At 32.3% G+C, this 23412-nt stretch carries 30 protein-coding genes and 7 pseudogenes; 35 read left to right on the forward strand and 2 right to left on the reverse strand.

All coding sequences use genetic code 11. From position 1 onward, the window contains the following. Positions 1-102: 102 nt before the first annotated feature. From ORL93_RS01165 to ORL93_RS01250, 17 genes and pseudogenes are all read left to right on the forward strand, one after another. Positions 103-555, forward strand: coding sequence for an SUKH-3 domain-containing protein (locus tag ORL93_RS01165; RefSeq protein WP_097795659.1), 453 nt, complete (start codon positions 103-105; stop codon positions 553-555). Between the two features lie 469 nt (positions 556-1024). Beyond that, on the forward strand, positions 1025-1180 hold the full coding sequence (locus tag ORL93_RS01170; protein ID WP_018781706.1) for a hypothetical protein: 156 nt from the start codon (positions 1025-1027) through the stop codon (positions 1178-1180). A 54-nt stretch (positions 1181-1234) separates the two neighbouring features. Continuing rightward, positions 1235-1663: an SMI1/KNR4 family protein gene (locus tag ORL93_RS01175; protein ID WP_006095340.1), complete on the forward strand. Its 429-nt coding sequence runs from the start codon at positions 1235-1237 to the stop codon at positions 1661-1663. Between the two features lie 578 nt (positions 1664-2241). Beyond that, positions 2242-2613, forward strand: coding sequence for a hypothetical protein (locus ORL93_RS01180; RefSeq protein WP_003209528.1), 372 nt, complete (start codon positions 2242-2244; stop codon positions 2611-2613). 362 nt (positions 2614-2975) lie between these two features. Beyond that, complete coding sequence (locus ORL93_RS01185) at positions 2976-3317, forward strand: hypothetical protein (RefSeq protein WP_018781703.1); 342 nt, start codon at positions 2976-2978, stop codon at positions 3315-3317. Between the two features lie 611 nt (positions 3318-3928). Beyond that, positions 3929-4792, forward strand: coding sequence for a zincin-like metallopeptidase toxin domain-containing protein (locus tag ORL93_RS01190; RefSeq protein ID WP_050774410.1), 864 nt, complete (start codon positions 3929-3931; stop codon positions 4790-4792). 2 nt (positions 4793-4794) lie between these two features. After that, a complete protein-coding gene (locus tag ORL93_RS01195; RefSeq protein ID WP_097795660.1) occupies positions 4795-5145 on the forward strand; it encodes a hypothetical protein in 351 nt (116 codons plus the stop codon). Between the two features lie 525 nt (positions 5146-5670). Further along, complete coding sequence (locus tag ORL93_RS01200; protein ID WP_006095346.1) at positions 5671-6123, forward strand: hypothetical protein; 453 nt, start codon at positions 5671-5673, stop codon at positions 6121-6123. Beyond that, positions 6099-6374 carry a CdiA family toxin C-terminal domain-containing protein gene (locus ORL93_RS01205; RefSeq protein WP_033798979.1) on the forward strand — a complete coding sequence of 92 codons (276 nt, stop codon included), beginning with the start codon at positions 6099-6101 and terminating at the stop codon, positions 6372-6374. The genes ORL93_RS01200 and ORL93_RS01205 overlap by 25 nt, the downstream gene beginning before the upstream one ends. 160 nt (positions 6375-6534) lie before the next feature. Next, a complete protein-coding gene (gene cdiI, locus ORL93_RS01210; protein ID WP_006095348.1) occupies positions 6535-6918 on the forward strand; it encodes a ribonuclease toxin immunity protein CdiI in 384 nt (127 codons plus the stop codon). 366 nt (positions 6919-7284) lie between these two features. Further along, a complete protein-coding gene (locus tag ORL93_RS01215; protein WP_265958461.1) occupies positions 7285-7776 on the forward strand; it encodes a hypothetical protein in 492 nt (163 codons plus the stop codon). A gap of 10 nt (positions 7777-7786) precedes the next feature. Further along, positions 7787-8188, forward strand: coding sequence for an Imm48 family immunity protein (imm48, locus tag ORL93_RS01220; protein ID WP_006095351.1), 402 nt, complete (start codon positions 7787-7789; stop codon positions 8186-8188). A gap of 335 nt (positions 8189-8523) precedes the next feature. Then, a pseudogene (locus ORL93_RS31210) lies at positions 8524-8873 on the forward strand (HNH endonuclease); the annotation flags it as partial. After that, positions 8870-9358, forward strand: coding sequence for an SMI1/KNR4 family protein (locus ORL93_RS01235; RefSeq protein WP_018781726.1), 489 nt, complete (start codon positions 8870-8872; stop codon positions 9356-9358). The pseudogene ORL93_RS31210 and the gene ORL93_RS01235, both read left to right, overlap by 4 nt. Positions 9359-9478: 120 nt before the next feature. Beyond that, positions 9479-9658, forward strand: a complete 180-nt coding sequence (locus ORL93_RS01240) for a hypothetical protein (RefSeq protein ID WP_018781725.1) — start codon at positions 9479-9481, stop codon at positions 9656-9658. A gap of 76 nt (positions 9659-9734) precedes the next feature. Next, positions 9735-10055, forward strand: a pseudogene (locus tag ORL93_RS01245) (zincin-like metallopeptidase toxin domain-containing protein). A gap of 51 nt (positions 10056-10106) precedes the next feature. Beyond that, positions 10107-10682, forward strand: a complete 576-nt coding sequence (locus tag ORL93_RS01250; RefSeq protein ID WP_265958462.1) for a hypothetical protein — start codon at positions 10107-10109, stop codon at positions 10680-10682. 446 nt (positions 10683-11128) lie between these two features. On the opposite strand, the gene ORL93_RS31360 is transcribed toward ORL93_RS01250, so the two are convergent. Both ORL93_RS31360 and ORL93_RS01255 read right to left on the reverse strand, forming a co-directional pair. Further along, positions 11129-11332 carry an integrase core domain-containing protein gene (locus ORL93_RS31360; RefSeq protein WP_368493481.1) on the reverse strand — a complete coding sequence of 68 codons (204 nt, stop codon included), beginning with the start codon at positions 11330-11332 and terminating at the stop codon, positions 11129-11131. Positions 11333-11468: 136 nt separating this feature from the next. Beyond that, positions 11469-11687, reverse strand: a pseudogene (locus ORL93_RS01255) (integrase core domain-containing protein); the annotation flags it as partial. A 214-nt stretch (positions 11688-11901) separates the two neighbouring features. On the opposite strand from ORL93_RS01255, the gene ORL93_RS01260 reads away from it, so the two are divergent. The 18 genes and pseudogenes from ORL93_RS01260 (at position 11902) to ORL93_RS01340 (ending at position 23325) form a co-directional block, all read left to right on the forward strand. Further along, positions 11902-12822: a hypothetical protein gene (locus ORL93_RS01260; RefSeq protein ID WP_265958463.1), complete on the forward strand. Its 921-nt coding sequence runs from the start codon at positions 11902-11904 to the stop codon at positions 12820-12822. Beyond that, positions 12819-13151 (forward strand): hypothetical protein, encoded by a 333-nt coding sequence (locus tag ORL93_RS01265; protein ID WP_265958464.1) that lies wholly within the window; start codon positions 12819-12821, stop codon positions 13149-13151. Before ORL93_RS01260 ends, ORL93_RS01265 begins: the two co-directional genes overlap by 4 nt. A 310-nt stretch (positions 13152-13461) precedes the next feature. Further along, the gene (locus tag ORL93_RS01270; protein ID WP_265958465.1) at positions 13462-13821 is read left to right on the forward strand and encodes an Imm3 family immunity protein; all 360 of its coding nucleotides are present in this window, start codon (positions 13462-13464) and stop codon (positions 13819-13821) included. Between the two features lie 148 nt (positions 13822-13969). Beyond that, the gene (locus ORL93_RS01275) at positions 13970-14455 is read left to right on the forward strand and encodes a hypothetical protein (protein WP_098135523.1); all 486 of its coding nucleotides are present in this window, start codon (positions 13970-13972) and stop codon (positions 14453-14455) included. Between the two features lie 449 nt (positions 14456-14904). Further along, entirely contained in the window at positions 14905-15345 is a 441-nt protein-coding gene (locus ORL93_RS01280; RefSeq protein ID WP_265958467.1) for a hypothetical protein, read from the forward strand. A gap of 138 nt (positions 15346-15483) precedes the next feature. Beyond that, positions 15484-15744 carry a hypothetical protein gene (locus ORL93_RS01285; RefSeq protein ID WP_006095365.1) on the forward strand — a complete coding sequence of 87 codons (261 nt, stop codon included), beginning with the start codon at positions 15484-15486 and terminating at the stop codon, positions 15742-15744. Between the two features lie 639 nt (positions 15745-16383). Beyond that, positions 16384-16860: a hypothetical protein gene (locus ORL93_RS01290; RefSeq protein ID WP_033798980.1), complete on the forward strand. Its 477-nt coding sequence runs from the start codon at positions 16384-16386 to the stop codon at positions 16858-16860. Between the two features lie 15 nt (positions 16861-16875). After that, a pseudogene (locus tag ORL93_RS01295) lies at positions 16876-17037 on the forward strand (glycohydrolase toxin TNT-related protein); the annotation flags it as partial. A 13-nt stretch (positions 17038-17050) separates the two neighbouring features. Then, positions 17051-17659, forward strand: coding sequence for a hypothetical protein (locus ORL93_RS01300; RefSeq protein WP_006095368.1), 609 nt, complete (start codon positions 17051-17053; stop codon positions 17657-17659). A 273-nt stretch (positions 17660-17932) separates the two neighbouring features. Then, the gene (locus ORL93_RS01305; RefSeq protein ID WP_265958468.1) at positions 17933-18052 is read left to right on the forward strand and encodes a hypothetical protein; all 120 of its coding nucleotides are present in this window, start codon (positions 17933-17935) and stop codon (positions 18050-18052) included. A 39-nt stretch (positions 18053-18091) separates the two neighbouring features. Further along, the gene (locus ORL93_RS01310) at positions 18092-18745 is read left to right on the forward strand and encodes an SMI1/KNR4 family protein (protein WP_018781697.1); all 654 of its coding nucleotides are present in this window, start codon (positions 18092-18094) and stop codon (positions 18743-18745) included. Between the two features lie 195 nt (positions 18746-18940). Beyond that, positions 18941-19408, forward strand: coding sequence for a DUF2004 domain-containing protein (locus ORL93_RS01315; protein WP_006095370.1), 468 nt, complete (start codon positions 18941-18943; stop codon positions 19406-19408). A 26-nt stretch (positions 19409-19434) separates the two neighbouring features. Then, a complete protein-coding gene (locus ORL93_RS01320) occupies positions 19435-19965 on the forward strand; it encodes a suppressor of fused domain protein (RefSeq protein WP_006095371.1) in 531 nt (176 codons plus the stop codon). Positions 19966-20008: 43 nt separating this feature from the next. Next, positions 20009-20443: an SMI1/KNR4 family protein gene (locus ORL93_RS01325; protein WP_006095372.1), complete on the forward strand. Its 435-nt coding sequence runs from the start codon at positions 20009-20011 to the stop codon at positions 20441-20443. A gap of 174 nt (positions 20444-20617) precedes the next feature. Continuing rightward, positions 20618-20749 (forward strand): annotated as a pseudogene (locus ORL93_RS01330) (PoNe immunity protein domain-containing protein); the annotation flags it as partial. Positions 20750-21236: 487 nt separating this feature from the next. Beyond that, positions 21237-21780, forward strand: a pseudogene (locus ORL93_RS01335) (T6SS immunity protein Tdi1 domain-containing protein). A 96-nt stretch (positions 21781-21876) separates the two neighbouring features. Then, positions 21877-22026: pseudogene (locus ORL93_RS31440) on the forward strand (DNA/RNA non-specific endonuclease); the annotation flags it as partial. 327 nt (positions 22027-22353) lie between these two features. Further along, complete coding sequence (locus tag ORL93_RS01340; RefSeq protein ID WP_265958471.1) at positions 22354-23325, forward strand: DUF3994 domain-containing protein; 972 nt, start codon at positions 22354-22356, stop codon at positions 23323-23325. Positions 23326-23412 lie beyond the last annotated feature (87 nt).

Genomic DNA, 23412 nt, shown 5'->3' on the forward strand with positions numbered 1-23412 from the left:
GCTTAGAACAGAAAACTTACCAGGTGGCTTTGCTAAACCTTGTAAGAATTGTAGTAGAACGTTTTTGGATTTCTATAATATTGATTAATAGGAGGAATGAAAATGAAAATATCAAATAAGACAATAGAAGAATTAAAAAAAGCGGGATGGTATGAGGATAGAAAAATAGACATATTAGAAAATGTAAAGTTTCTTGAAGAAAGAGACTTTGAAGTTTTTGAAAGTGCAAAAAAATTTATGGAGGAGTTTGGAGAATTACAATTCAATGTTGAAAGGATTTGGCCAGATGGGGTTACTAAGGACATATCTGAACATACCACTTGTATTAAGGAAGTCATAGGTGTGTTAGATAGTTCGTGTTTTGGCTTAGATGATTTTATTGATGATAAAGTTATTCCTATAGGTTCATTATATGATTTCGGGTTAGATTTATACATATCAGAATCAGGAAGATTATTCAAATCAACAGGGTGGGTAGGAGACAATGCTTTGGAGGCATTTGATAATATTATTCTTGGAAAAGGAACAGTGATTTGGGATAAATTTGAAGGGTAATAATATTTTTCAATGCAAAATTCTGTCCTAACCTACTGCGTAACTGTAATTAAGCAGTGAGTAGGGGAAAAGGAGCAGAGTGGTAGATAAAATTAAAAAGTAGTTTTAAGTTGATGAAACTAAAAAAAAGTTTTAAAATATTCTGCTATTTAACCACCTTTTGCTCTAAATTAAAGATGTAATGAAAAGAAGAAATAGATTTATATTATAACTAAGAATAGAACCAATGTTTCTAATAGAAGAAGCGTTGGTTCTATTTTTATGCAAAGAAGCTGGGAGGATTAATAATAATGTATCTGAATGTAGAAAGAAAAACAGATATGACCATATACAAACGTAAAAATAGTTAGAGAAAATCTGGATTCAAGGCTGCAGCCAGCAGGAGCTTTTAAGTGTAGAGTATAATGCAGGTAAAGAAGGAAAAGGCTTTAGTTATAAAGTCTATCAAAGAGGAGATATTGATTGGAATATGGTTCGAACAAAGGGAGTGGGTCCATTATTTGAAACATCGACTAGGTATCATAACATTAGTAATGCCAAAAGGGCACCATTACATCCGTATAAAGGGAAGTTAAATCCATTTTATCCCATGGATGAGCCAATAAGAAGAGCACTCAAAAAGTAGATTCTATAAATTATTGGAAATCTAGAGGGAATGAAGTTTTAGGAGGGAATTACAATGAATGCTTTGCCTGATGAATTAGACCAAGCTCTTGAAGAAGATATTTATAAACGTGAAGATAAGAATAAAGTGAAGGAGACATTAACTAACCTAGGTGTAGAAGTATCTGATACATTCAGAGAATTTTATTATCGATATGCAGGACCTTTTTGGGAAGAACACGTTCCTTACGAGTTACTAGATGTTGTAGATGAAGAGAATAGTATTGAATCATACACAATTATTGCTCGAAATGAACATGGATTTCCTAAAAAGTATCTAGTTTTAAGTGAAATGTCAGCAAATGCTGTACTAGTACTTGATAGTGTAACTGATAAAGTTTACTCGGTTAATTTTGAAGGTGGAGATGAGCTACTTTTAAGCGGAGAGTTAAAGGAAACTTGGCCAGCATTTTATGTGTTTTTAAAAGAATATTTTAACTGTTAGATGGAGATTAAGTTAATGTTGGATAAAATGATTTTATTCATGATGCTAAGTAGGCGCAAGGGGTTATAGTAACTTTATAAGCTTATATATGTATGAAAACGATAAAGCTCTTTAAACATACAGGTGAAGAGAATTTATTTGAAGTTGATAAAAAATGAATCAGTTGTTTAAAAGTAGAGACTCATGATGGTTGTACCATCATGGGCTACTATATGCAATGATTTAATTGAAAGAGGAGTACAAGTTTAGACGAGACGACATTTTACTGGGTAACAAATACAATGACATGGAAGTTAAACTAACGAACTCGTACAAAGTCGTAAGTATTAATGTATTACTTGTTACAACATGTAATAGGTGTCATACTGTCGCTATAAAACTTACGAACTTAAAGCGCTTGATATGAACTGCACCCCAATTGTTAGTCGTGTCTAACAATTGGGGTGCAGTTCATTGTCTACAATAGACGACGAGTGCTTTTTCGCGCTTTAGCATAGAAAAGATACATTATAATTTTATAAGTGCACTAAGTGTTACATCTTTGTTGCTGTTTTTATAGATTATAATGGCCATGTACAGTGTACGATGATAGTAAGGAGAAAGTTGTAAAAAGGATCAAAGTAACAACTGGCCTTGGATTATTTGTGAAACTGTCAGCTGGATGCGGTACATTGATAGAGAAGCAAGGTGGTGGACACCAGGGAAGGTTACCGAGTAGGGTTAATGCACGCCATGCAGAGAGCGGTAAGAAAATCAATGATGAGATTCAGGGGATTGAGGATTCGCTTGTGGAGAGAATAAAAAATGGTGGTTTAGGTAAGGAGGATAGTGGTGTTGCAGGTAAAATAGATCCTCTAAGTAATCCTAAAATAGCAAAAGAAATTGAGGCTAACTCTGATGCTGTTTATGGATATTCACATAAACAAGGGTCGCCTATAGATAAATTCTGAATCGATTAATCTAGAGGAAGTTGCTTTTGCAAGAACTTGAAGTATCTTAAGAAATTGGAATAAAAAAGCAATCAGCTTACAAATGAGGTAGGTTACTAAACTTCAAAATGAAGGAATGTCGATTGAAGAAATTGCAAGAAAGAAGGTTGAAAAGCGAAATTTGGATAGAATACAATCATATCTTGATTCCAATAACCTTGAGGGACTAAATGTAATAAAAGTATGGTAGAGAGAAAGAACCTACACCAAAACAACTTTTTGACAAATATGGTTCATGAGAAGATGTAATATACGGCAGCACAAAATCAACTCCAGCAATAGATGTGTTAATGGGTTTGTATAAGTAGCAGGAGGTTATGATTATGATTGAGGAAAAACAAAATCAAAATACACGGTGGTATGTGGATAATAATTTAAGAATCCGCATACAAGAAATAGAGGATGGAAAGGCGAAACTGTGGATGGCAATTGATAAGTTAAACATTTGTTTTACATTGATTATGTATGATTTTATGGATTGGTGTGAGCGAGAGATAAGTATAAACTTGGAGATTGATAAGAGTTGGAATAATCATAGAGGTTTTATTATAGACAGAAAAGACCAAGTAATAATTATGTCGGAAATAAAAAGGTTCATTAATGAATTTAACGTAAAACCTAATGAAAATGCTGACCAGTTTTCAGATAATGAGTGGTATGCATAAATATGACCTTTTTCTGATGCTATAAAATACTTGGAAAGCAGAACTTTTAGCTAGATATTATTTTTCTAACAAAAAAATCCGGGAGTTAGTCCTCTGGATTCTCTTTCATAATCTTATTATCTTTAAGTTCGTTTGAATCTTTACGTACAATTTTATTCACAGTGCCAGGAAGGATTGAACCAGTATATAGTGGGAAACCTATAAAACGGGATTCGTTCATGGTGGAATATCATATTCAAGGAAAGGAACCGGTTATGCGTGAAATTTTAAATAAAGCAAGAGGATAATACTATGTCATAGAAGAAACTGCTCGAGAAAATATTTTTATATAGCGGGATCATTTACTGAATTTCTAAAAAATTATTTTATGATGAAGATGATGAGTAATATTAAATAAGTAAATGCGGTAATAAAGACATCTAAACAATTTAAGTTATTTAGGTGTTTTATTTTGTAAATTAGAGATAACATAATAGGATAAAAATGGAAAATGTATTAAGGAAGAGTTAGAATTTGATGAATAGGTTTATAGGTATTAATAATTTTCTTGATTAAAATAAAAAAATGAACTGTTCAGTTGGAGTATGTAGATTTTAGACCTTCTCAAACTAGTGACCTTAATAATAGATATTGTTCAAAAAATGTATCGGCTCGGCGGGAAAATGGCCGAGGGTGTGGATAATGCATTTGCCTTCTTCAAGGGCGTTGAACCAGTTGGAAGCGGTGCATTGGCAGGGAGCCCAGGAAATGTTACCAAGTGGGTTAATACGCGTCATACTGAGAGTAGTAAGAAAATCAATGATGAGATTCAGGGGATTGAGGCTTCGCTTGCTAAGGGGCAAGCGCAAAATGCAAACCGGTTATCTGGAGAGAAATCAGGCAATCTTTCGCTGAATATAGAAAAGAAAACATCTGTGGAAAATGCGCCAGTGTTTGAGAAGAAATCGGCGGAGTTTTTTGATGGGTTGAATTTGAAGAGTGGTTCGAAGGATTTAGAATTAAAAGAATCTACTAAGGGTAATCTTGATTTTAAAGAGTGGGAAGATATGCCTGTTGGTGGTCAAGCTCGTCTAACAGCTGATGGATTAAGAATTATGAGTATTCGAGATTTAAAGAAATTTAAGAAAGACATGAATGAAATCGGTATTAAAATTATTCTTGACAAAAAGGAGAAAATTCTCCCTAGAAATGTTGCGAGGGGCTTTGACCCCTATACTGAACAAATGGTTTTGAGAACTGACGCATCACTTTTAAGTGCCCTTCATGAATCCTACCATGCTAAACAATTTAGAGAACTTGGACAAGAAAATTATTTGAAACAATCAAGATCAGAAAGAGAAGAGTACGTTTATAATGAAATTATGAAGAATAAGGAAAAATTTATTGCTGAAGAGATATATGAAGCACAAAGATATATTTTCTTCATTAGAAACAAACAATGGCCATTACCTAATTGGAAAGGATATGAGAAATAGTGATGGAACAAAAGGAAACAAATATAACTGCAAGTCAAGCTATTCAAATTGCTAAGCGATATCAGAAAAAGCATAATATACATGGGATCATACATGAGGATATAGAAAGGTCCGTAAGATTTTATAGTGAATTTTATAGAATTAAAGGAAGTGCTTGGCTCGTTTTGGCAGATATCACACCCAAGACATATGAAGGTGATGATGAAATTACTTTTGTTGTTTCTGATGAAGAAGGTGTTGTAGATCATGTTCTAGACCATAACGGGATACCTCATCGTTATCATCTATCAAGTAATAGAGATTATACTGATGAGGAGTTTGAAGCCATTTTTAATGACGATGAGATTAAGTAAAAAGTACTTATTTATTTTTGGGCTACCAAGTAGTGAATAGATCTTTTTACTAAGAATATAAGGAAATAAATATGTAGAATGAAGAACTCATGATGGTTAGGCAATTATGGAATTATATAACGATATTTATTTATGAAAATAAGAACGATACGTAGACGAAAAGCAATTTTAAATATACGACTTATTTTCGCAGAGAACAAACCATAAACTTACGAAATTAAATAGGACCATTGGTTTGAGGATAAGAATTGTAACAAATTAATTCATATAGTTAGCAAAAAAGCACTTGATTGCGAAAGGCAACGAGTGCTTTTTGCATTTAAGTATAGAATTAAAAGATTCATTAAATTTTTATAGTTTGTAATGGTTATGTACAGTATACGGAGATAGTAGAGGAAAATTGTAAAAGGGGTCAAAGTAATAATAAACTTTGGATTATTAGCGAAAAGGTGAGATGGAGAAACTACTCTTCATTCAAATATAGTACAATCATTCCAAGACAGCAAAAATATTAGGCCTGACCGCGTGAGACTAGAAAGCCTAAAAGTAGAAAAATACGGAAATGAAAAAATGTATCAGCTTGGCGGAAAAATAGCCGGGGGTGTAGATTATGTAACAGCTACACTCAAAGGTGTTGAAGCAGCTGGAGACGGTACATTGATAGGGAAGCAAGTTGGCCCAGGGAAAATTACCGAGTGGGTTAATGCACGCCATGCAGAGAGTACTAAGTTTATGGATGGTAAGATTCAGGGGATTGAGGCTTCACTTGCTACGAGAATAGGGAATGCTGGTTCAGGAGTTAGTAAGGAAGTTAGTGGAGTTAAGGGTATGGGTGAAAATATTATTTTTAAGCCAGGATATGATACCCATTTAATAGAGGTAGAAGGTTTCAAGGCAAAACCAACAATTGGTGTTAAAGGAGGTCACAATTTGACAATTTCAAGAAATTTGTTTTGGATAATTTCGGCAACCAAATAACGGATATCAATCAAGCTATTGTAACCAAGACACCTCACCAAAATATCGATGGTATATACGAGATAAAATATAAACTACCAGCTTATGATGGATTGAGTACGGCAAATGGTGGAAAAGGGAATTTTACAGGTCAGTGGAAAGAGTATAAGAATCCTAAAACTGTTTATGACCCTAATGTAATTTCTGATGAACAAATATTAAAGTGGGGGAGGGAGGCGATGGCTGAAGGAATAAGCAATAACAGAATTTAAATAGATTCTCGGCCTAATGCTGTTTCCAATGAAGTTGTTGGATATGCAGATATAGGAGGAGAAAAGTTACAATTTATAGGGTATATTGATAAAACAACTGGAGAGGTTAAAAATTTCTTCCATGTGTTTCCTAAACAATAGTCTAAGGAGAATGTTGATAATGGATGATGAAATTTATTACGTAGAAAATTTTGAGGAAAAAGTTCAGAATATGGAAGCTTATTTTAATACCATTGGAGACGGATATTTCTTAGAAGCATTACATCATTTTAAACTTGCTAAAGGATTTGGAATTGGATTTACAAGTTGCTACTTTGCTACCGAATGTCAACTACATGATGAGGAGTATTTTGGAGATACTGGAGTCAACTTTACTACGATTCCGCCAGTAACAAGTGTGGAAGTCTATGCAATTGTAGACTATGAAACATTTTATAATTATTTAAAAGAGGTCAGTGAAAATTATGTATCTCGGAATAAACATAATGCAGAGGAAGTTGAAGCTTGCTTGAAAGAAATTAGACATAAATTTAATATTGGATAAACACTATGTACATGAAAATCAATTCGTGGGTTTACTTTTTAGAAGTAGGATTGTACGATACAATCAACAAATCAAACGCTAAAAAATTTGTCAAACACGCTTAATAAATTTAAAAGGCTTATTCCAACTTGAGTGATGAGTTGGAATGGGTCTTTTTTGCATGCAAAAAAGGCAAGGAGGAAAAGGAAAAAGTAGGTATAGCAAAAGTAAGGTCTAATATATAACTTTAAAGTCAGCTGGTTTGAGTGATGCACAAGCTCAGAAGGCTGTTCAACGAGAAATGGAACAACAATAACTGGAGATTCACTTGTTCCAAGGATTCCTGGTAGAATTAATTTACCAAAACTTAAATAAAGGAGCATTTACATGGAATTAAATACTTCTGTAGTGGAAGCGGTATTGTCTAGTAATTGGTTAAAACATTGTGGAACAGAGAGTAATTTGCCTCAAGGAATTGAGTATACCTATTTATCAAATAAAAAGAAAATGGTTAAGAGTGTGAATGGGATAGAATGGGAAAATATTTGTCTTGAAGAAAGTAATAATTTAACGGGTTATTTAGCAAAGAATGAACCAGAAATATATAATAAAAATTGGAACACCTTAGTTAAAAAAATCAAAGCAGAGGTATTACCAAAAATTACTGACAATATTGAAAAACAAATAATGATATTGGGGTTACCAAAAGATATATTAAATGCTATTAAATTCGATATAGTAAGTATAATAATGGTACTATCTTATGAAGAATATTATAAGTCAGCATTTTATAACGAAATGCTAGAAATCTATTTAAGTGGACATATTCCTTGTGGATGGAATGGAAAGTATCCAGAAGGAAATATATTTATATATTAGGGGGACAAAAATGACTAATGATGTAGAATATTACAGTGAAGTGAAAAAAATGATTCAGCAGTTTTTAAATACTTCACAATTGGTTCCAGAAATATTAAACGAACAAGAAAAGCAAATAATAGCAACATTTTGTTTTGGTATGATAAATGGTTATTCTTTAAAAAATAAAAAGAACGCCATACAAATACAGGGAGCTACAATTGATATATTGATAGAAATGTTCTTTTATTCTCCAGCAGCTAGTGCGGAATTCTGTAATTTTTTAATTGAGTGTACAGATAAATCATTTCATCCAACTATGCATTCTATCATTCATAGAGGAATTCAAGGGTATTATCAATATGAAGAAGCTAAAAATAATGAGTTAAAAGATAATATTGAGAATGTGATTGAAGTAGTAAAGAATCATTAAAATTAAGGGCATTGACTGAGGAAATTTAATCTTAGTTAATGCCTTTGTGCATAGCACCAATAAAAGGGATTGTAGGCTGGTCTGGATTAATATGGAAAGTGGAACTTATACTAAAATTAGTGATCATCGTATATACGCATTGGATCAAAAAATGTTAAGGGAATAGATGGATAGAAAACTTTTTATTATTGGTGAAAAAGATTATTAAGGAAAGAGGATAAATTATCTTCAATAGACGATGAGTGCTTTTTTGCGTTTTAGGATAGAAATAAGTAGACATATTATAATTTTATAAGTTCACAAAGTTTTAAATTTTTACAAACAGTAAATGTAGAGGAACGCATGTGAAAAAAGGAGTAGATTTTGATATTTTAGGATTCCCAATATTTAAAGGGAATGATGTTAAGTTTACAATGAGATTAGAGAAAGATTTATATATTAAGCCAGATGATACACACTTTAAAGAGTTTACTTGAATGCTAAAGGAGGTGATAGAGAAGGGGGAAATTCCAAAAGATATATTCACTCCCAAACAGTTAAAAGAAATAAAAATAGGGTTGCCACGTATATCAGATTTAACTTGGCGTCACCATCAAATACCTGGGAAAATGCAGTTAGTAGTATCCGAAACTCACAGTGTAAATCATTTAGGGGAAATAAGTTATAGGGAGGCGGAATTAGATGAAAAATTTAGAATGGAAGTATGCAGATGATCTGGTTACTGAAGAAATTATTGGAAAAATAGGTAAATCAATGGGGATTAAGTTTCCGAAAGACTATATCGAGTGTGCAAAAGTGAATCATGGCGCTAATGTAATACCATATTGTTTTGATGTTGAAGGAATAGAAAGAGTCTTTGGTTCATTACTTTCGTTTGATGAGGGAAGTAGTGATTACATTGTAACAGATTATAATAACTATCGTGCTACTTTGCCTAATGGTGTAATTCCTTTTGGAATCGATCCAGCAGGAAATTTAATCTGCTTTGATTATAAAAATCATGCAGACAATCCAATTGTTGTCTTTTGGGAACATGAAGATGCATGGGAAAAAGAAGCACTGATGGAAAGTGAAGGAATTACAGCAGAAGAAGCAGAGGAAGTAGCAAGAGAAAATGTATTTTATGTGGCAAGTAGTTTCACTGATTTTTTAAATAAATTGCATGATTAATAGATAGCCCTTTTGTTTTAGTATAAAAATAGTTTCAATAAAAAATTCATATAGGTAAAATAATAATTAGAGTATTTCCAGCTGGTCAGATTAAAAATAGAAAAATATAGAAAACACAAAATGTATCAGCTTGGCGGAAAAATGGCCGAGGGTGTGGATTACATAACAGCTATATTCAAAGGTGTTGAAGTAGCTGAAGACGGTACATTGATAGTGAAGCAAGGCGGTGGCCCAGGAAAGGTTACGGAGTGGGTTAATACGCGCCATGCAGAGAGTAGTAAGTTTATGGATGGTAAATAAATTAGATTTCGCTAATTGGGATACAAAAAGAGTTAGTGGGAATGTATTTAAACTTGATAAAAATGGAAATAGAATAATGCGAGTAGCTGATTTTAAAGCCTATAGAGAGGAGTTAAGTAAACATGGAATTGAAGTTGTAATTGATAAAAAAATAGTACCAAGAGGAAAAGCTGGTGGTTTCGATCCTGAGACAGGTAAAATTTATTTTAGAGGAAGACCGTCACAAATCGCTGCTTATCATGAAAATGTACATGCGCAACAATGGTTAGAGTTGGGAAAAGAGAATTACTTGAAATAAACCGTTTTACAAAGAGAAGAGCATGTATACAATAAAATTATGGAGAATAGAGCAAACTTCACAAGAGCTGAGATAATTGCTACTGAACGTTATATTTAAGCGCTTAGAAATGGCCACCCGCTGATTCTGAAATATTTAAGGGGGGTTTAGATGAGTAATGAACCCAGACTAACTGTAACGGAAGCACTACATGTTGTACAAGAATATTTAAATGAACGTAATAAGAATTACCTTCCATGGACAATAAATAATGATACAAGTCAATCAATTCAATTTTATAATAAGTTTTTTGCAATTGATGGTTGCGTATGGCTTGCTGAATTAGATTTTCAGGATTTTGACAGGTTTTTGGTTATTTCTGATAAAAAAAAAGCTATTGAGTTTTTAATAATAGGAGTTGATAAAAACAAAATACCAAGTATACATCCTAAATTAAATATAGACAGAGTGATTCAAATTGCTCAAGATTACAATGAGGAGAATCATTTGGAAGGGGTACTCCCCACAAATATTAGAGAATCGATAGCTTTTTATGAACGTTATGATGGTTTTAATGGCTATGCATGGCAAGTTAAAATGAAGGTACCACCTTCACCTTTTGGTGGTGATGATAATGTGTATCTTATTATTTCTGATGAAAAATCATGTGTTGAATATATATATGATCCATCAGGCTACCCTGTAACTTCGCATTTAGATGATGATTCAGATGAATATGATGATTAATCAATTAATATTTCGCAGAAATAATGAATTAACATCCATGGGGTACCAGCTTAAAGGAAAAGTCTTCATTGAGACATGCTCGGATCAAACCTAGAATGCAAACGGACATAAGAGAACACACGAGGGTTCTCTTGTTTTTTCTATCTTTAAGAATTCTACAATTATTGAATCTCTTTTTCTGTGATTTCCAAAGTGAAAATGGGAAATCTCTTGAGATTTGAAAAATACCTTAATCTTCATCTAATATTTGTGGATTCCTTCTGAATCTAGGTACGCCCTTCAAAACATCGGTTTTGCGGATTCTCCCCTAATTTTGGACATATACTATCCTTAACTTATTGTTTCATAGAGTTGCTCTTTATTTTGGCAAGTTGCTTCTTTTTTCATATGAGACAAGAAAAAATCTCGTCTCATGCTCTAACTTCTTTGATTTTTAACGTTTCTGTTTACGTTCGTCGATAAAATTCATTTGGTGATAAATCCAAAATATTAGAATGGATTCTGCGGTTGTTGTAAAACTCAATATATGTAGCTATTACTTGATAAGCTTCGGCATATGTTTGAAACATGTAGCGATTCAGGCATTCGTACTCCAGTAAACAATGAAATGATTCAATAGGGGCGTTCATATTTGGTGTCTTCGGTGGAATTCATTTGTGCTCGACCTCACAAGTCTAGCACACTTTTTCAAAGTGAGCGTATCTTCAAAAATTATGTAGTAGTTGAATTTCCGAGGTATAAGGATACTGGATTTGAGTCAATATTTTGGACACGAGAAAGTTAAATCTAAGCTACCTTTTTAGCTAGATCTTCTATTGCTTGAGGAGTTTTATAACCAATGCTACTATGAATTCGCTTGCGGTTATAAAACCCTTCAATATATTGAAATAGTGCCAGATTTGCCTGTTCAAATGTGACGTATTGTGTACGATATACTTCTCCTTTCTTTAAAATGGCATGAAACGACTTGATACAAGTGTTATCATACGGACACTTCCTCTTTGAAATCTATTGTAAAAAGTAAGAACTTCATGAAATTGCGTCCATAGGACCATACGGATATACATGAACTTAAAGCACTTGATTGTCTACTAAAGACAACAAGTGCTTTTTTGCGTTTAAGCATAGAGTTTAATTTAAAGGATTCATTACAATTTTATAAATGCACTAAGTGTTACATCTTTGGTGCTGTTTTTATGGATTATAATGGTTATGTACAGTGTACGACGATAGTAGAAACAAAGTTGTAAAAAGGATCAAAGTAACAACTAACCTTGGATTATTAGCGAAACTGCGAACTGGAGAAACTAGTTTTAATCCAAATATAGTACAATCATTGCGAGACAACAAAAATATTGCGCTTGACCGCGTGAGACTAGCAGGCCTAAAAGCAGAAAAATACGGAAATGAAAAAATGTATCAGCTTGGCGGAAAAATGACCCAAGGAATGGAGAATACACTTGCCTTCTTCAACAAGGGTCATGAAATAGTTGGAGACGGTGTAGTAGCAAGGAAACAAGGCGGTCCAGGAAAGGTTACCGAGTGGGTTCATGCACGCCATGCAGAGAGTAGTAAGAAAATTAATGATGAGATTCAGGGGATTGAGGCTTCGCTTGCTAAGGGTACGGGAGATGCTAAATTTACCTATAAGAATAATCCTATGGATAATCCAAAGGCGGTAAAAGATATACTTGAAAATCCAGATGCAGTTTATGGTTTTTCACCTAATCCTGATTCAACTCGTATAGGTAAATATGCAAATAAAATAGATTGGAGCGATTTTGATCAAGTTGAAATTGCAAAACAGACAAGACAGGCATATCACGAGGCTAATGAGAAAATGTTGAATAATCTTTATAGTCAGGGATATTCTACAGAAGATATTGCAAGAAAGATGGTTAATGAACGCAATGCAAATAGGTTAAATAGCTATATTGAGAAAGGTGATATGGAGGGATATGAATTAGTAAGAAAGAGTAATTTACAAACTTATAATAATGCAGACGGTCCAACACCAGAGTCTTTTTTTGAAAAATATGGTTCATGGGAGGGAGTTGTTAATGCATCTGTAAGTAGTAATCCAGGTATGGATGCTTGTGTTGGATTATATGATATATATCATGGGGGAAAGTTGAAATGATTTGGAAAATAGAAGATAAAAAAGATTTTTTATGGTATACCAGTGATAAGTGTCGATTGAAGATAAAAGTAAATGAAGATAAAGTGAATATTTGGTTGAATTATAATGGGTATAACATTATAATGCCAATGGGAATGTGGGGATTTGATGATGAAGTTTCTGAAAGAGAACTTAAGTATTGTATAGGTGGAGATCATATGCAAGAGTGGTATTATATTGTAGACAAGAAAGACTTAAGGCTTTTTGTAGATTTAATTTATTTTTTTATTGAAGAACATGATGCAGATAAGATGATTAGCCCAAAATTGGGTGTTAAAGGGTGGAATTAAAATATACGCATAAATAGTTTTATAATATTGAATGCATTATATAATAAAGTAACAACATAAAAGTGTTGTTTGATAAAATAATAAAATAGTTAAATTAATTAACTGCATAATTGTAATAATGTAGTAATGTAGTAAAGTGTAACTAAAAGTAAATATATGTTATAACAATGAAAAGAGGTAGTGTTTCAAATAAGAAACATTATCTCTTTTTCTCATGCAAAGAAATTGTAGGAAGTAATAACAATTAGAGATAATACATAATAATGGGGAAAGATTAAAACCAAATTAATGGGTAATGGAGAGATTTTTAATGGAAGACTGGACATACAACGAGTTGTTTGAAACAATTCAAGGGGTATATAAAGAATTTTTATCTCAAAATAGAGGGCATAGACACACAATAGCAAGAATAGTAGACGATTTCAATAACTTAGGTAAAATAGAGGATATTATCGTTGATGTTGCTATAGGAGAGATTTTAATTACTTATGATAAAGTTTTCATTGGTTACGTTGAAGGTATAACAAAGACTTTAAGTTTGTTTAATCCACAAGAAGCAGAAGGTGAATTAACATCAGAAGAAATAAATGAATTATCGAGACGAATAAATAAAGTAATAGAAAGATTAAAAAATGCAGAGGTTGATTATAATCCCTCAGCAGAACAGTGATATTTATAAGAGATTAAGTCCATTAGCTGATTATATAAAAATCGAAAGCTCATGACGGGTGAAACATCGTGCATAACAATAGGATGAGAAAAATAGGCTTAGGCGAGATGACATTATAATGGGCGATGAATGTAAAGGGTGAAAATATTTGGGGAATTTAAACCGAGCAATTAAGCGGATTTCAGCAATTGATTGGAGTCGTATTGGGGAAATAGAAAGAAAATCGAATGTCCAATTGTGCAAAGAGTATTTAAGAAGAACTGCGATATTTTTCCGGACATATCCAGGTAAATGTGTTTACCCCTTTATAAGTATTTCTAATTCAATCACATCACCGCAAGTAAATATAGAAGGAATTGAATTAATTAATGAAGTGAAGAATAGTTATCAAAATGCAATAGTTACAAGTTTCCTTGAACTAAATGCACTTATAGATGAGGGAAATCAAATCGCTATTGAAAACAAAGATCTATTTGAGCCAGTAATAAAACTTTATGAACGCGGTGGTTATTTCTATAAGAGAAGTGGCTTTGTAAATGTAGATGGAGTATCGTTTCAATTAAACAATTGGGAGGAATTTGAACCTTCTGACATAAGTGATAAAACTCTGAATAGTTTAGATGAATTTGAGTGAGTTGAGACATAAGTAAGATAATTCAAAAAGTTATGAAAGAAATAAGAAGCTCTCATTAGATAATCTTATCTGAAAAGTATTTGTACGATTATGAGGAATGAAAATTAGTTTGTTTTGGAAGGTAATGAAAAAAGTAGCAGAGATAAATACTAGAAATCTCTGCTGCTTTTTTATGGTGCAAGTTGTAGAAGCGTGTAATCGGCAAAAATTACAGCAAGGGGAAATATGACTGCAGAGGAGAGAGCTGGTTTAGAGGAAAGAAATATTAAAAATACGGTAATCCAATAGGAACAACAGCTGAGAGTATGTTTAATAAGATAAAAGATTCATACATTGATAAAGGAATTTATGAATGAGATGAACAAGTATGGAAAATTATAATTGAAAAATCAATGCAAAAAGATGCAATAAATACACTATTAGGATTAGTACATTAGGAGGTGTAACTTATGATAATACTGAATAATTACTCTAAGACTGGCACATATATTATATTAGAACCTAGTGGATATTCAATAGTTGAAAAAAATAAAGTACAGTTAGTTAGGCAAGGTGTGGGAGGATTTAGTGAAGATGGACAATTGATAGGTATTTCTGTTGATGCAAATAAATTCTTTTTTATATATAATGAGAAGAAATATGAGGCAATTCCTGATGAGATTATCTGTATAAATGAGAGAACTGATAATGGAAAACGTAATTTTCAAGTTAAAATAACAGATAAGGTTGTGTGTGATATTACATATAAACCATATATAAGCCCATTCGTTTTAACTTTTGGCGATGATGAGGATGAATTCGATTATTTCCTATATCTAAGTAATTTGATGTTAAGTAAAGATTCCATGTTAAGTTTTATTAAAGGAATGAATAGATTAAAAAACTCATAAGAAATTTTAACATCAGGAGTATAATTTTGCTGCAAAGTCATAAATTATCTGAATTCCTAACTTATAATCAAAATAGAAAATAACAATGTATGGCAGTGAAATAATAATGTCTTCTATTTGGAAAGGAGTATAATCATTATGATAACATTGCATAATTATCCAAAACTGGAATCATACATATTAATTGATAATAATACGTATTCAATAAAAGAAACTGGGGATAGGTATAAAACAGTACTAGGGATTGGTGGGATAAGTGAAGATGGACAGGTAGTTGGTATTTATGTTCAAGATGACAAACTATTTTTTTTCTACAATGGACAATCATTTGAAACATCTTTCCAATTTGTAAAAATAGTTATATTTCCAAATTGGAAAGATGTTTTAATATACAAATAGGGGGACAAAATATATGTAATATAGTTTATGAGCCTTTTATCGATCCAGGAATGATATATTATGATGCAGACCCTGAAGAATTTGATGTATTGTTATACTTAAGTGGATTAATGAAGAATGAGGATTCTATTAAGAAATTTATGAAGGGTATGGAAATAATTAAAGCACAGAATAAAAGCTAGTGTTTTAGAGAAAGAAAATTAAGCTTATAGCAATGTCTACCGATGAATGAATCGAGTTCGCAAATATTTTGTGCATATTTTCTAGATAAATGTCCCAAATAAATTGGGTCTCAGTATTATATTTTACGATCCAATTAGCAGGTAGCAGGGGCTTAAAACACAATCAGTAAAATACGAACTAAAAAAATCACATGATTAACAGGTATTTAAAATAAAAGGGCTGTTCCATAAGTTGGTTTCACTTGCTTATGGGATAGCCCTTTTGCTTTAGTATAAAAATGGTTTCAATCAAAAATTCATATAGGTAAAATAATAATTAGATTATTTCACATTGGTTGGATTAAAAACAGGAAAATCCGGAAATGACAAAATGTATCAGATTGGCTAAAAAATAGTCGAGGGTGTAGATTATGTAACATCTACACTCAAAAGTGTTGAAGTAGCTAAAGACGGTACAATGATAGTGAAGCAAGCTGGCCCAGGGAAGCTTACCGAGTGGGTTAATGTACGCCATGCAGAGAGTAGTAAGTTTATGGATGGTAAGATTCAGGGGCTTAAGGCTTCGCTTGCTACGAGATTAGGGAATGGTGGTTCAGAGGTTAGTAAGGAAGTTAGTGGAGTTAAGGGTACGGGTAATGTTGGTAAGGGAGCTAGTGAGGCTGGAAAACATGTAGATGATGTGAAAATCCTTGAAAATATAAAGAAATGGGATTATCCACCTAATGAAGGATTATATAAGAATCCAAAATACTATGACCAAAAAACAGGAGAAATTCATTGGCCGCCTAATGATGGATTTGTTTCGGGAACTCAAAAAGTGGAAACATTACATCCCGAAATGAGACTAGGTAGATATGGTAATTCAGCAGGTTTCTCTTTAGCTCCTGAAAGAGATTCGTTCCCAAGTAGGGTTTTGGCTCCGCATAGTGAATAAGCGCCTTATAATGTTTATGAGGTTATTGATGATTTTGAAGTAACTTCAGAGAAAATTGTTCCTTGGTTTAATCAGCCAAGTGGAGGAACGCAAATTATTAAATATAAATCTAATGGTCGACCTTACTCTATAGAGGAATTAATAGAGCTTAAAGTTATTAAACAAATAAAGCCATAAAGGAGTGTGAAATATGGACTTAAGTGGTATATATAATTTAATTGAAACAGAAATTAAAGTGATCAAAAGGGAAAAAGATATTATTTGTGTTGCACCATTAGGTGGGGAAGATCATCCTGAAACTATTGTTAAGTTAACTTTTAATGAAGCAAATAATCATTATGAGCTTTTTGAAGTTGTTAGAGGAAAAGAATACAAAGTAGATACATTTTCAGATAAATATAAATCAGCATTGGCTTTATATATTTTTTCGAAAAATAAATTAGAAGTAAGAAAATATGATACAAATGTTCAAAATGAAATCGAGATTGCAACATCAATAAATAATATTCAAAAGATATTCAAAACTTTTTCAGATGAACAGTATCATTCTTTTTTCGAACTTAAGCCAGATAGAATAATTTTAGAAAAAAGCACAAATGATAGATATAATGTTTTATTTTTAGGGAAAAGTGGCTCTAAGATTTATATAGATAGATTTAGGAAATTGAATAGTGCCGCGGTTGTTCTATACAATTTTTCTTTTAAACTAAGCCGATTTTATGATCTTATTAATATGATTGAAGTAAAAACGGATTCTGATTTTATAGAAACTCTAAAAGAATTATATCTTTTGGGTTGAAGAATGCAAATATATATCTTTGAAACTATTGAGTAAGCAACAATCTAAAGCAGGTTGTTGCTTACTCATAGGTAGAGTCAGTCCAGAGGATAATCGTGCACCAGGAAATAAAGATATTGCTTCTGATAATCGAATATAGTCTCATTATCCATTGCAAAATGAATAGGTAAAAGGATGGGCTAAAGAGGGAGGCTTTTTGATTATAAGGAAAATTAAGCTTCTGTAATACTTCTCCCTTCAAGCTTTGGCCGATCACGTGCAATAATTTCTTCTATGCAGAGGAAACGGAGAAAAAATGAAGGCTTGAATACTGATATACGTTATGAATTTAATGAGATCTATAGGCAAATGATTAAAGCAGGATCAAAAAACGGCACGAAAGGCAATGATTGATGCATATAAATATCTTGATAGTTTAGGAGGATTTGTCAAATGATTAATCTATCCAAGGTTCCAGACTTGATAAAAAAAACGGCAGCAAGTGATATTGAAATCCAAGAAGTAGAAGATCGTATGAAAGTTAAATTCCCCAATGTATATAAGGGTTTATTAAGATGTACAAATGGTTTTTCAATCGGTGGTGGGTTAGTTATTTATGGTACGGAGCATATTGTAGAAAGAAATGAGGTTTGGGAAGTAGATGAATATGCAATTGGGTATATCTCGATTGGTGATGACGGTGGAGGTAATGTTTTTTTAATGTCTCAAGATGCAGAGGGGAAAGAGGTATTAGTTATTGATTCTGGGGATATGAATCCAAACCATGCTACTATAATTACCTCTGATTTTAACAAATGGGTGAATAGTGGTTGTTTAAGTGAAATAGAACAGAAAACAATAATTAAGCCATCTGATATTTGTAATATAGTGTTAGCAAAAACTCCTAATGAAGGCTTGACAGATTTAATAAGAATAAAGAACGTATTAGGGATTGAGATTTCCACTGCAGATTTGCTAAAGGGTTCAAAAAATCCTCCTTATATATTAGTAGAGAGATTTCCATATGGTAAGGCAAAAAAACTAATTGAAAAACTAGGAACCAGTGGTACGGTACTGAGTATAGAACCTATTGGTAATAACAATTAATATTAGAGAGTAGGATAGAACAACTTTTTAATTGGTTTAAAGTCCTTCAAAGTTTTTAATTTAAACAACTTTATAGCAGAGTAGATTAGTTTTACAATAAAAATAATGTTAATGAAGAGGATGACTTTTGTACTATCAGAGAAGTAAATCTTGGCCCAAGAGATTTTCTGATAAATAAAAAGGGAGAGTTTGAAAATGATAATAAATGATGTGGTTTTTGGTGAGCTTGAATATACATATGGATGGGTTAAGTATATTACCATTGAATTTTGTGGGAAAGAAGCTGAAATAGCATTGATGGTTAAAGGTGAAGAAGACGGTAAGTTTGATGAAGAACAATATACTGCTTATAACTCATTAGTGCAAAATTGGGAACAATTACAGCAAGGTTTTTTACAAGCGATATTAGACTATTACAAACAAGAGCGTCAAGAACTAGGGTATGATATTGAATTTAATGAAAATTATCCACACATCGAAACAACTGATCAATTACTTGAGATGATAACTTTAGTTGGAATTGTAGTTCCATATGGAGATATTTATGAAGAGCGAGATATTGGGATAACTTTTGATTGTACATGGGACACAGAAAATGGACTAGGGATTCGTCTATTAAATGAAAAAGTAACTGAAGTGGGTTACCAAGACGTTGCCATTTAAATCTTAATCGAAATAGCTATTTCCGTATGCCTACTCCATCAAGTGTAGATAGTGGTTATGCAGAACTTGTCATGCATCTGCCAAAAGATTGGGAAGTATCAACATCTGCTTTGGATAGTGCGAAATACGGTTGGCCCTTGCGCCTTTTACGACAGCTTGGGGAAAATGTACGGCGAAATGGATATGGCTTAGGACAGTGGCTTGTATTTCCGAATCAATCAGAGGGATATTTAAAACAGACGTATGGAGTCCAATTAGGTGAAATGAAGTGGGATCCAAATGCGTCAATTCATCCATATGATAAAGAGACGGGATTTTCTGTTGTTATGATTGTACCGCCGCTGCCACAATGTTCAAGTACATTCAAAATGGAATTTCGTGAGGATGTTAAAAGAATAGAGGGTGACTGGCCAATCTACTTCCATACATTATTACCATTATATAAAGAGGAAATCCATTGTTATTGCAAAGATGGACTTGATACGTTATTACAAAAGTTAATGAAAAATGGTGTTGAAGCGGCATTTGATTTTAATCGAGGGAATACTTGTAAATAAGAGAGAACTCCCTCGTTTTTCTAGTATAAGGGAGGAAAAGTTAGTGACAAAAGATGAAATTGCAAATTTATTAGAAAGTATGTTAGATAAAGAACTAGGGGATTTAGATTCCCCTTCAGCTAATGATTGGGTAAAAATTGAGAAAAAGTTTGGATGTCAATTTCCTAAAGAATTTAAATACTTTATTGAACTAATGTCTGAATATGTCTTTCCAGGAGAGATTTTAAATGTTTCTAGTGGTAAAACGAACGGAAATGCTACTATTGAATTTACTTATGATTATGAAATGAAAGAAGGCTTTTGGAAAAACGAACTAATCCCTTTTTACAGTATAGGTAATGGAGACTACTTTTGTCTTCATTCAAAAGAGTGCCACCAAACGGGAGTTTACTATTATTTTCATGAAGAACATGGTGTAACCAAAGAAGCGGATAATTTTGAAGACTGGTTAAATCAATTACCAACCTATTTGAATTAATATCAAAAAATTGATTTGTATCCTAGAAGTGTATTCTTTTATTAAACTATGGATTTTAGGTAGACTAGAAATGGATAAACAAATGAAAATGGCTATAGTCTATTGTTAAGGATTAACAGATGAGATTTTAGCGGAAAAATAACAGAATCCCATAATACTTCTATAGTGAACATTCGAAGTCAGATTTTTAGTGGTTACTGGAGTTTTGAAAGTGGAGCAATCGCAAAAATATTAAATTTAGATGACTCAACCTTGAGAGATACTCCATATTATCCTTATGATATGGTGCATTATCGAGAAAAATAAATGTAAGAATCCACATTGAAAAACTTTTAAACTGTGGATTTTTTATGCTCAATTAAGCATCATACTAAGTCGGTTTATGAAGTTAGTAAAGGAGTTAAAAGGGCTAAGAGGTGAGATGAAGTAGAAATTCAAGTGGATTTTAACTAAAATACTAAATTTGATTCTGAAGAATTTGTAAGACAGTTTAAAGCTTAAGGAAATATTAAAGGTAAATGAATATTTGAAAAATCGTAAACGACTTCTTGATGAAGATAGCGCAATAGAAAGTAAGACATATTAGCAGACAGCTATACATAATCCAGATTAAGTAACTGGGAGATACGCAGCTAATAGTGGGGCATGTAGGATATTAGTATGAACGCTTTACTATGTTCTCCATCAGGGCATCGAATAGAAACTTTGGATGAAAAAATTCAATAAATATCACCGAACATGATGAGGAACAATTGAAAAGGGGGAATAGTTTTGTATAACTAACTTAAAAATAATGAAGGACTTTGAATTGGAAAAAAGAGTTCCTGAAAGTTTAGTCGAAAAGTATTCTAATGTACTTCCTGAAACGTTAATTAATATTTGGGAAAACTATGGATTTGGAAAGGTTTTAAATGGCTATCTTAGGTTGATTAATCCAGAAGAGTACTTTGAAATTGTTAAAGAAACGTATATTAGAAATCAAAATACAATACCGTTGTTTACGACAAGCATGGGGGATATCCTTTTATTTGAGAAGTATGGTGATAAATCATATATTATTCAATTAAATTATCGTAAAGGAAAATCAAAAGTTATTGCCTCTAAATTCAACCTGTTTTTAAGATTTCTTGAGGAAGAAGAATATTTAGAAGAATATATGGAATGGAATCCCTATTTAGTAGCTATTCAGAATTACGGAATTCCAGCTTATAATGAGTGTTTTGGCTATGTTCCTCTTCTTGGATTAGGGGGGCGCAGAAAAAGTAGAGAATCTGCAAAAAGTTAAATTGATCGAGCATATTTATTTAATTACTCAATTTATGGGACCGATTGAATAACTGTTAGGTGTAATGCTATTTTCATAATGAAATGGAAAGTATAGATGTAGAAAATATATAAATAGGGCACTTGAGAGCCTATTTGTATGCCTATAATTAAAGAAGGAAGGTTATAAATATACAACAGATGAACTTGGTAGAATAGTAGAAGTTGAGGTGGGAAATTTAATACTTAAAAAAGGAAAACGAAACAAAGGAATGCAAGTTGCAGCAGGACGGCCGAATAGATTGAAGACTGATGATGGTTTTATTAGTGACTTATATAGGTCACTAATAAGATTGAGAAAATTTTTTTGATTTAAAAAATGTTTTAGACTATAGAAAAAAGTAATAGATTATAAAAAATAGTTGTAGATTGAAAAGGTGTTTTCTGTATATGAAAGCACCTTTTGTTAACATAAAGCCATTGTGTTAACAAACCTTTGAAAATCCCTATAGAAGAAATGAAGACTTCAAGGAAAGACACTTTGACGTTGAAGAAGGTGAATGGTACGATATATAGGAATAATATGGATATGGTGGAAGTAACGAAAACGGTTTTAATCAGTAAAATTTAAAGGGGATAAATTAGTCATGGAAGCAAAGAAACTAGTAGGTGTAGCAATTCCAGTTATGTTATTATTCGGTTGTGGGGTATCGGATAAAACTGAATCTAAGGAAACAAAGACAGAAGAGTCTAAATCCGCTAAAGAAGATGAAAAGAAGTCTTCTGTTAAGAAAGTGAAGGTATCAAAAGAAGACTACACAACTAGGGTAGTTGGACTAGTTGAAGAGTTTGATACTATATTTAAGAAGCATAATGATACAATAGGAGAACTCTTTGACGGCAAGAAAAAGAAATCAGACGTATTAGATTCAATAAAAGAACTGGATGGGGTATTAGATAAGATTGAATCTATAGATCCACCTAAAGAGTATATAGAAGAACAGAAAAACCTTGAAAAAGCGACTGGTTACTTTAGAGAGTCCTCCAAAATAGTAGAAGAAGTGTTTACTAGAAAATCAACTAGAGAAAAAGGCGAAAAGACTGACAAAGAAATGGTTGAAGAGTCAGAGAAGATTCTGAAACAAGGTGACGAATACTGGTATAAAGCAATTAACTCACTTAAAGATAAGAATACAAAAGTCGGTGATGGTACAGTATCGGTTAAAGATATTAAAGACTTAGATAAGAAAGCCGGAATCGACTATGATGCGGTACAGAAGAACGTAATAGATGGTACTGAATTAATTGGTAACTGGGGTGTACAGACTTCTGACGGATTTAAACCATCATTTATCTTAAAAGGTGGAAGTCCTAAAACTTTCGAAGTTTACAATGCAGAAGAGTATCCAAAGAAAACGAACCATATAGAAGGTACATGGGAATATGATAAAGCTAGTTTAACATTAAAACTACATATCACAAAACAAATGTCAAACGGTGTAGAAGCAGAGGTTGTTCAAAAAGACATAGATTATAAAGTTCAAAACTATGATAGAAAGAACTTGCAATTATTCAACGATAAATCATTTAATACAACTAGGTATGTGAAACAAAGTTAATAAATGAAATAATAATTGCTGAAGAAGATATTAAATGAATATAAAATAGTTTGTTAACAGGAGAAAGATAAATATAAAAATTAGAAA

The sequence above is a fragment of the Bacillus sp. DHT2 genome, from assembly GCF_026241455.1.
Taxonomy (GTDB): Bacteria; Bacillota; Bacilli; order Bacillales; family Bacillaceae_G; genus Bacillus_A; species Bacillus_A pseudomycoides.

Bases quoted from the DNA above. Each gene is read 5' to 3' on its own strand.
- ORL93_RS01340 (WP_265958471.1), top strand. From the start codon at position 22,354: ATGGAAGCAAAGAAACTAGTAGGTGTAGCAATTCCAGTTATGTTATTA.
- ORL93_RS01290 (WP_033798980.1), top strand. From the start codon at position 16,384: ATGATAGTGAAGCAAGCTGGCCCAGGGAAGCTTACCGAGTGGGTTAAT.
- ORL93_RS01280 (WP_265958467.1), top strand. From the start codon at position 14,905: ATGATAATACTGAATAATTACTCTAAGACTGGCACATATATTATATTA.
- ORL93_RS01215 (WP_265958461.1), top strand. From the start codon at position 7,285: ATGGAATTAAATACTTCTGTAGTGGAAGCGGTATTGTCTAGTAATTGG.
- ORL93_RS01320 (WP_006095371.1), top strand. From the start codon at position 19,435: ATGCCTACTCCATCAAGTGTAGATAGTGGTTATGCAGAACTTGTCATG.
- ORL93_RS01240 (WP_018781725.1), top strand. From the start codon at position 9,479: ATGTATCAGCTTGGCGGAAAAATGGCCGAGGGTGTGGATTACATAACA.
- ORL93_RS01265 (WP_265958464.1), top strand. From the start codon at position 12,819: ATGATTTGGAAAATAGAAGATAAAAAAGATTTTTTATGGTATACCAGT.
- ORL93_RS01300 (WP_006095368.1), top strand. From the start codon at position 17,051: ATGGACTTAAGTGGTATATATAATTTAATTGAAACAGAAATTAAAGTG.
- imm48 (WP_006095351.1), top strand. From the start codon at position 7,787: ATGACTAATGATGTAGAATATTACAGTGAAGTGAAAAAAATGATTCAG.
- ORL93_RS01170 (WP_018781706.1), top strand. From the start codon at position 1,025: ATGGTTCGAACAAAGGGAGTGGGTCCATTATTTGAAACATCGACTAGG.
- ORL93_RS01285 (WP_006095365.1), top strand. From the start codon at position 15,484: ATGATAACATTGCATAATTATCCAAAACTGGAATCATACATATTAATT.
- ORL93_RS01165 (WP_097795659.1), top strand. From the start codon at position 103: ATGAAAATATCAAATAAGACAATAGAAGAATTAAAAAAAGCGGGATGG.
- ORL93_RS01195 (WP_097795660.1), top strand. From the start codon at position 4,795: ATGGAACAAAAGGAAACAAATATAACTGCAAGTCAAGCTATTCAAATT.
- ORL93_RS01270 (WP_265958465.1), top strand. From the start codon at position 13,462: ATGGAAGACTGGACATACAACGAGTTGTTTGAAACAATTCAAGGGGTA.
- ORL93_RS01250 (WP_265958462.1), top strand. From the start codon at position 10,107: ATGAGTAATGAACCCAGACTAACTGTAACGGAAGCACTACATGTTGTA.
- ORL93_RS01175 (WP_006095340.1), top strand. From the start codon at position 1,235: ATGAATGCTTTGCCTGATGAATTAGACCAAGCTCTTGAAGAAGATATT.
- ORL93_RS01185 (WP_018781703.1), top strand. From the start codon at position 2,976: ATGATTGAGGAAAAACAAAATCAAAATACACGGTGGTATGTGGATAAT.
- ORL93_RS01235 (WP_018781726.1), top strand. From the start codon at position 8,870: ATGAAAAATTTAGAATGGAAGTATGCAGATGATCTGGTTACTGAAGAA.
- cdiI (WP_006095348.1), top strand. From the start codon at position 6,535: ATGGATGATGAAATTTATTACGTAGAAAATTTTGAGGAAAAAGTTCAG.
- ORL93_RS01310 (WP_018781697.1), top strand. From the start codon at position 18,092: ATGATTAATCTATCCAAGGTTCCAGACTTGATAAAAAAAACGGCAGCA.
- ORL93_RS01305 (WP_265958468.1), top strand. From the start codon at position 17,933: ATGCAGAGGAAACGGAGAAAAAATGAAGGCTTGAATACTGATATACGT.
- ORL93_RS01315 (WP_006095370.1), top strand. From the start codon at position 18,941: ATGATAATAAATGATGTGGTTTTTGGTGAGCTTGAATATACATATGGA.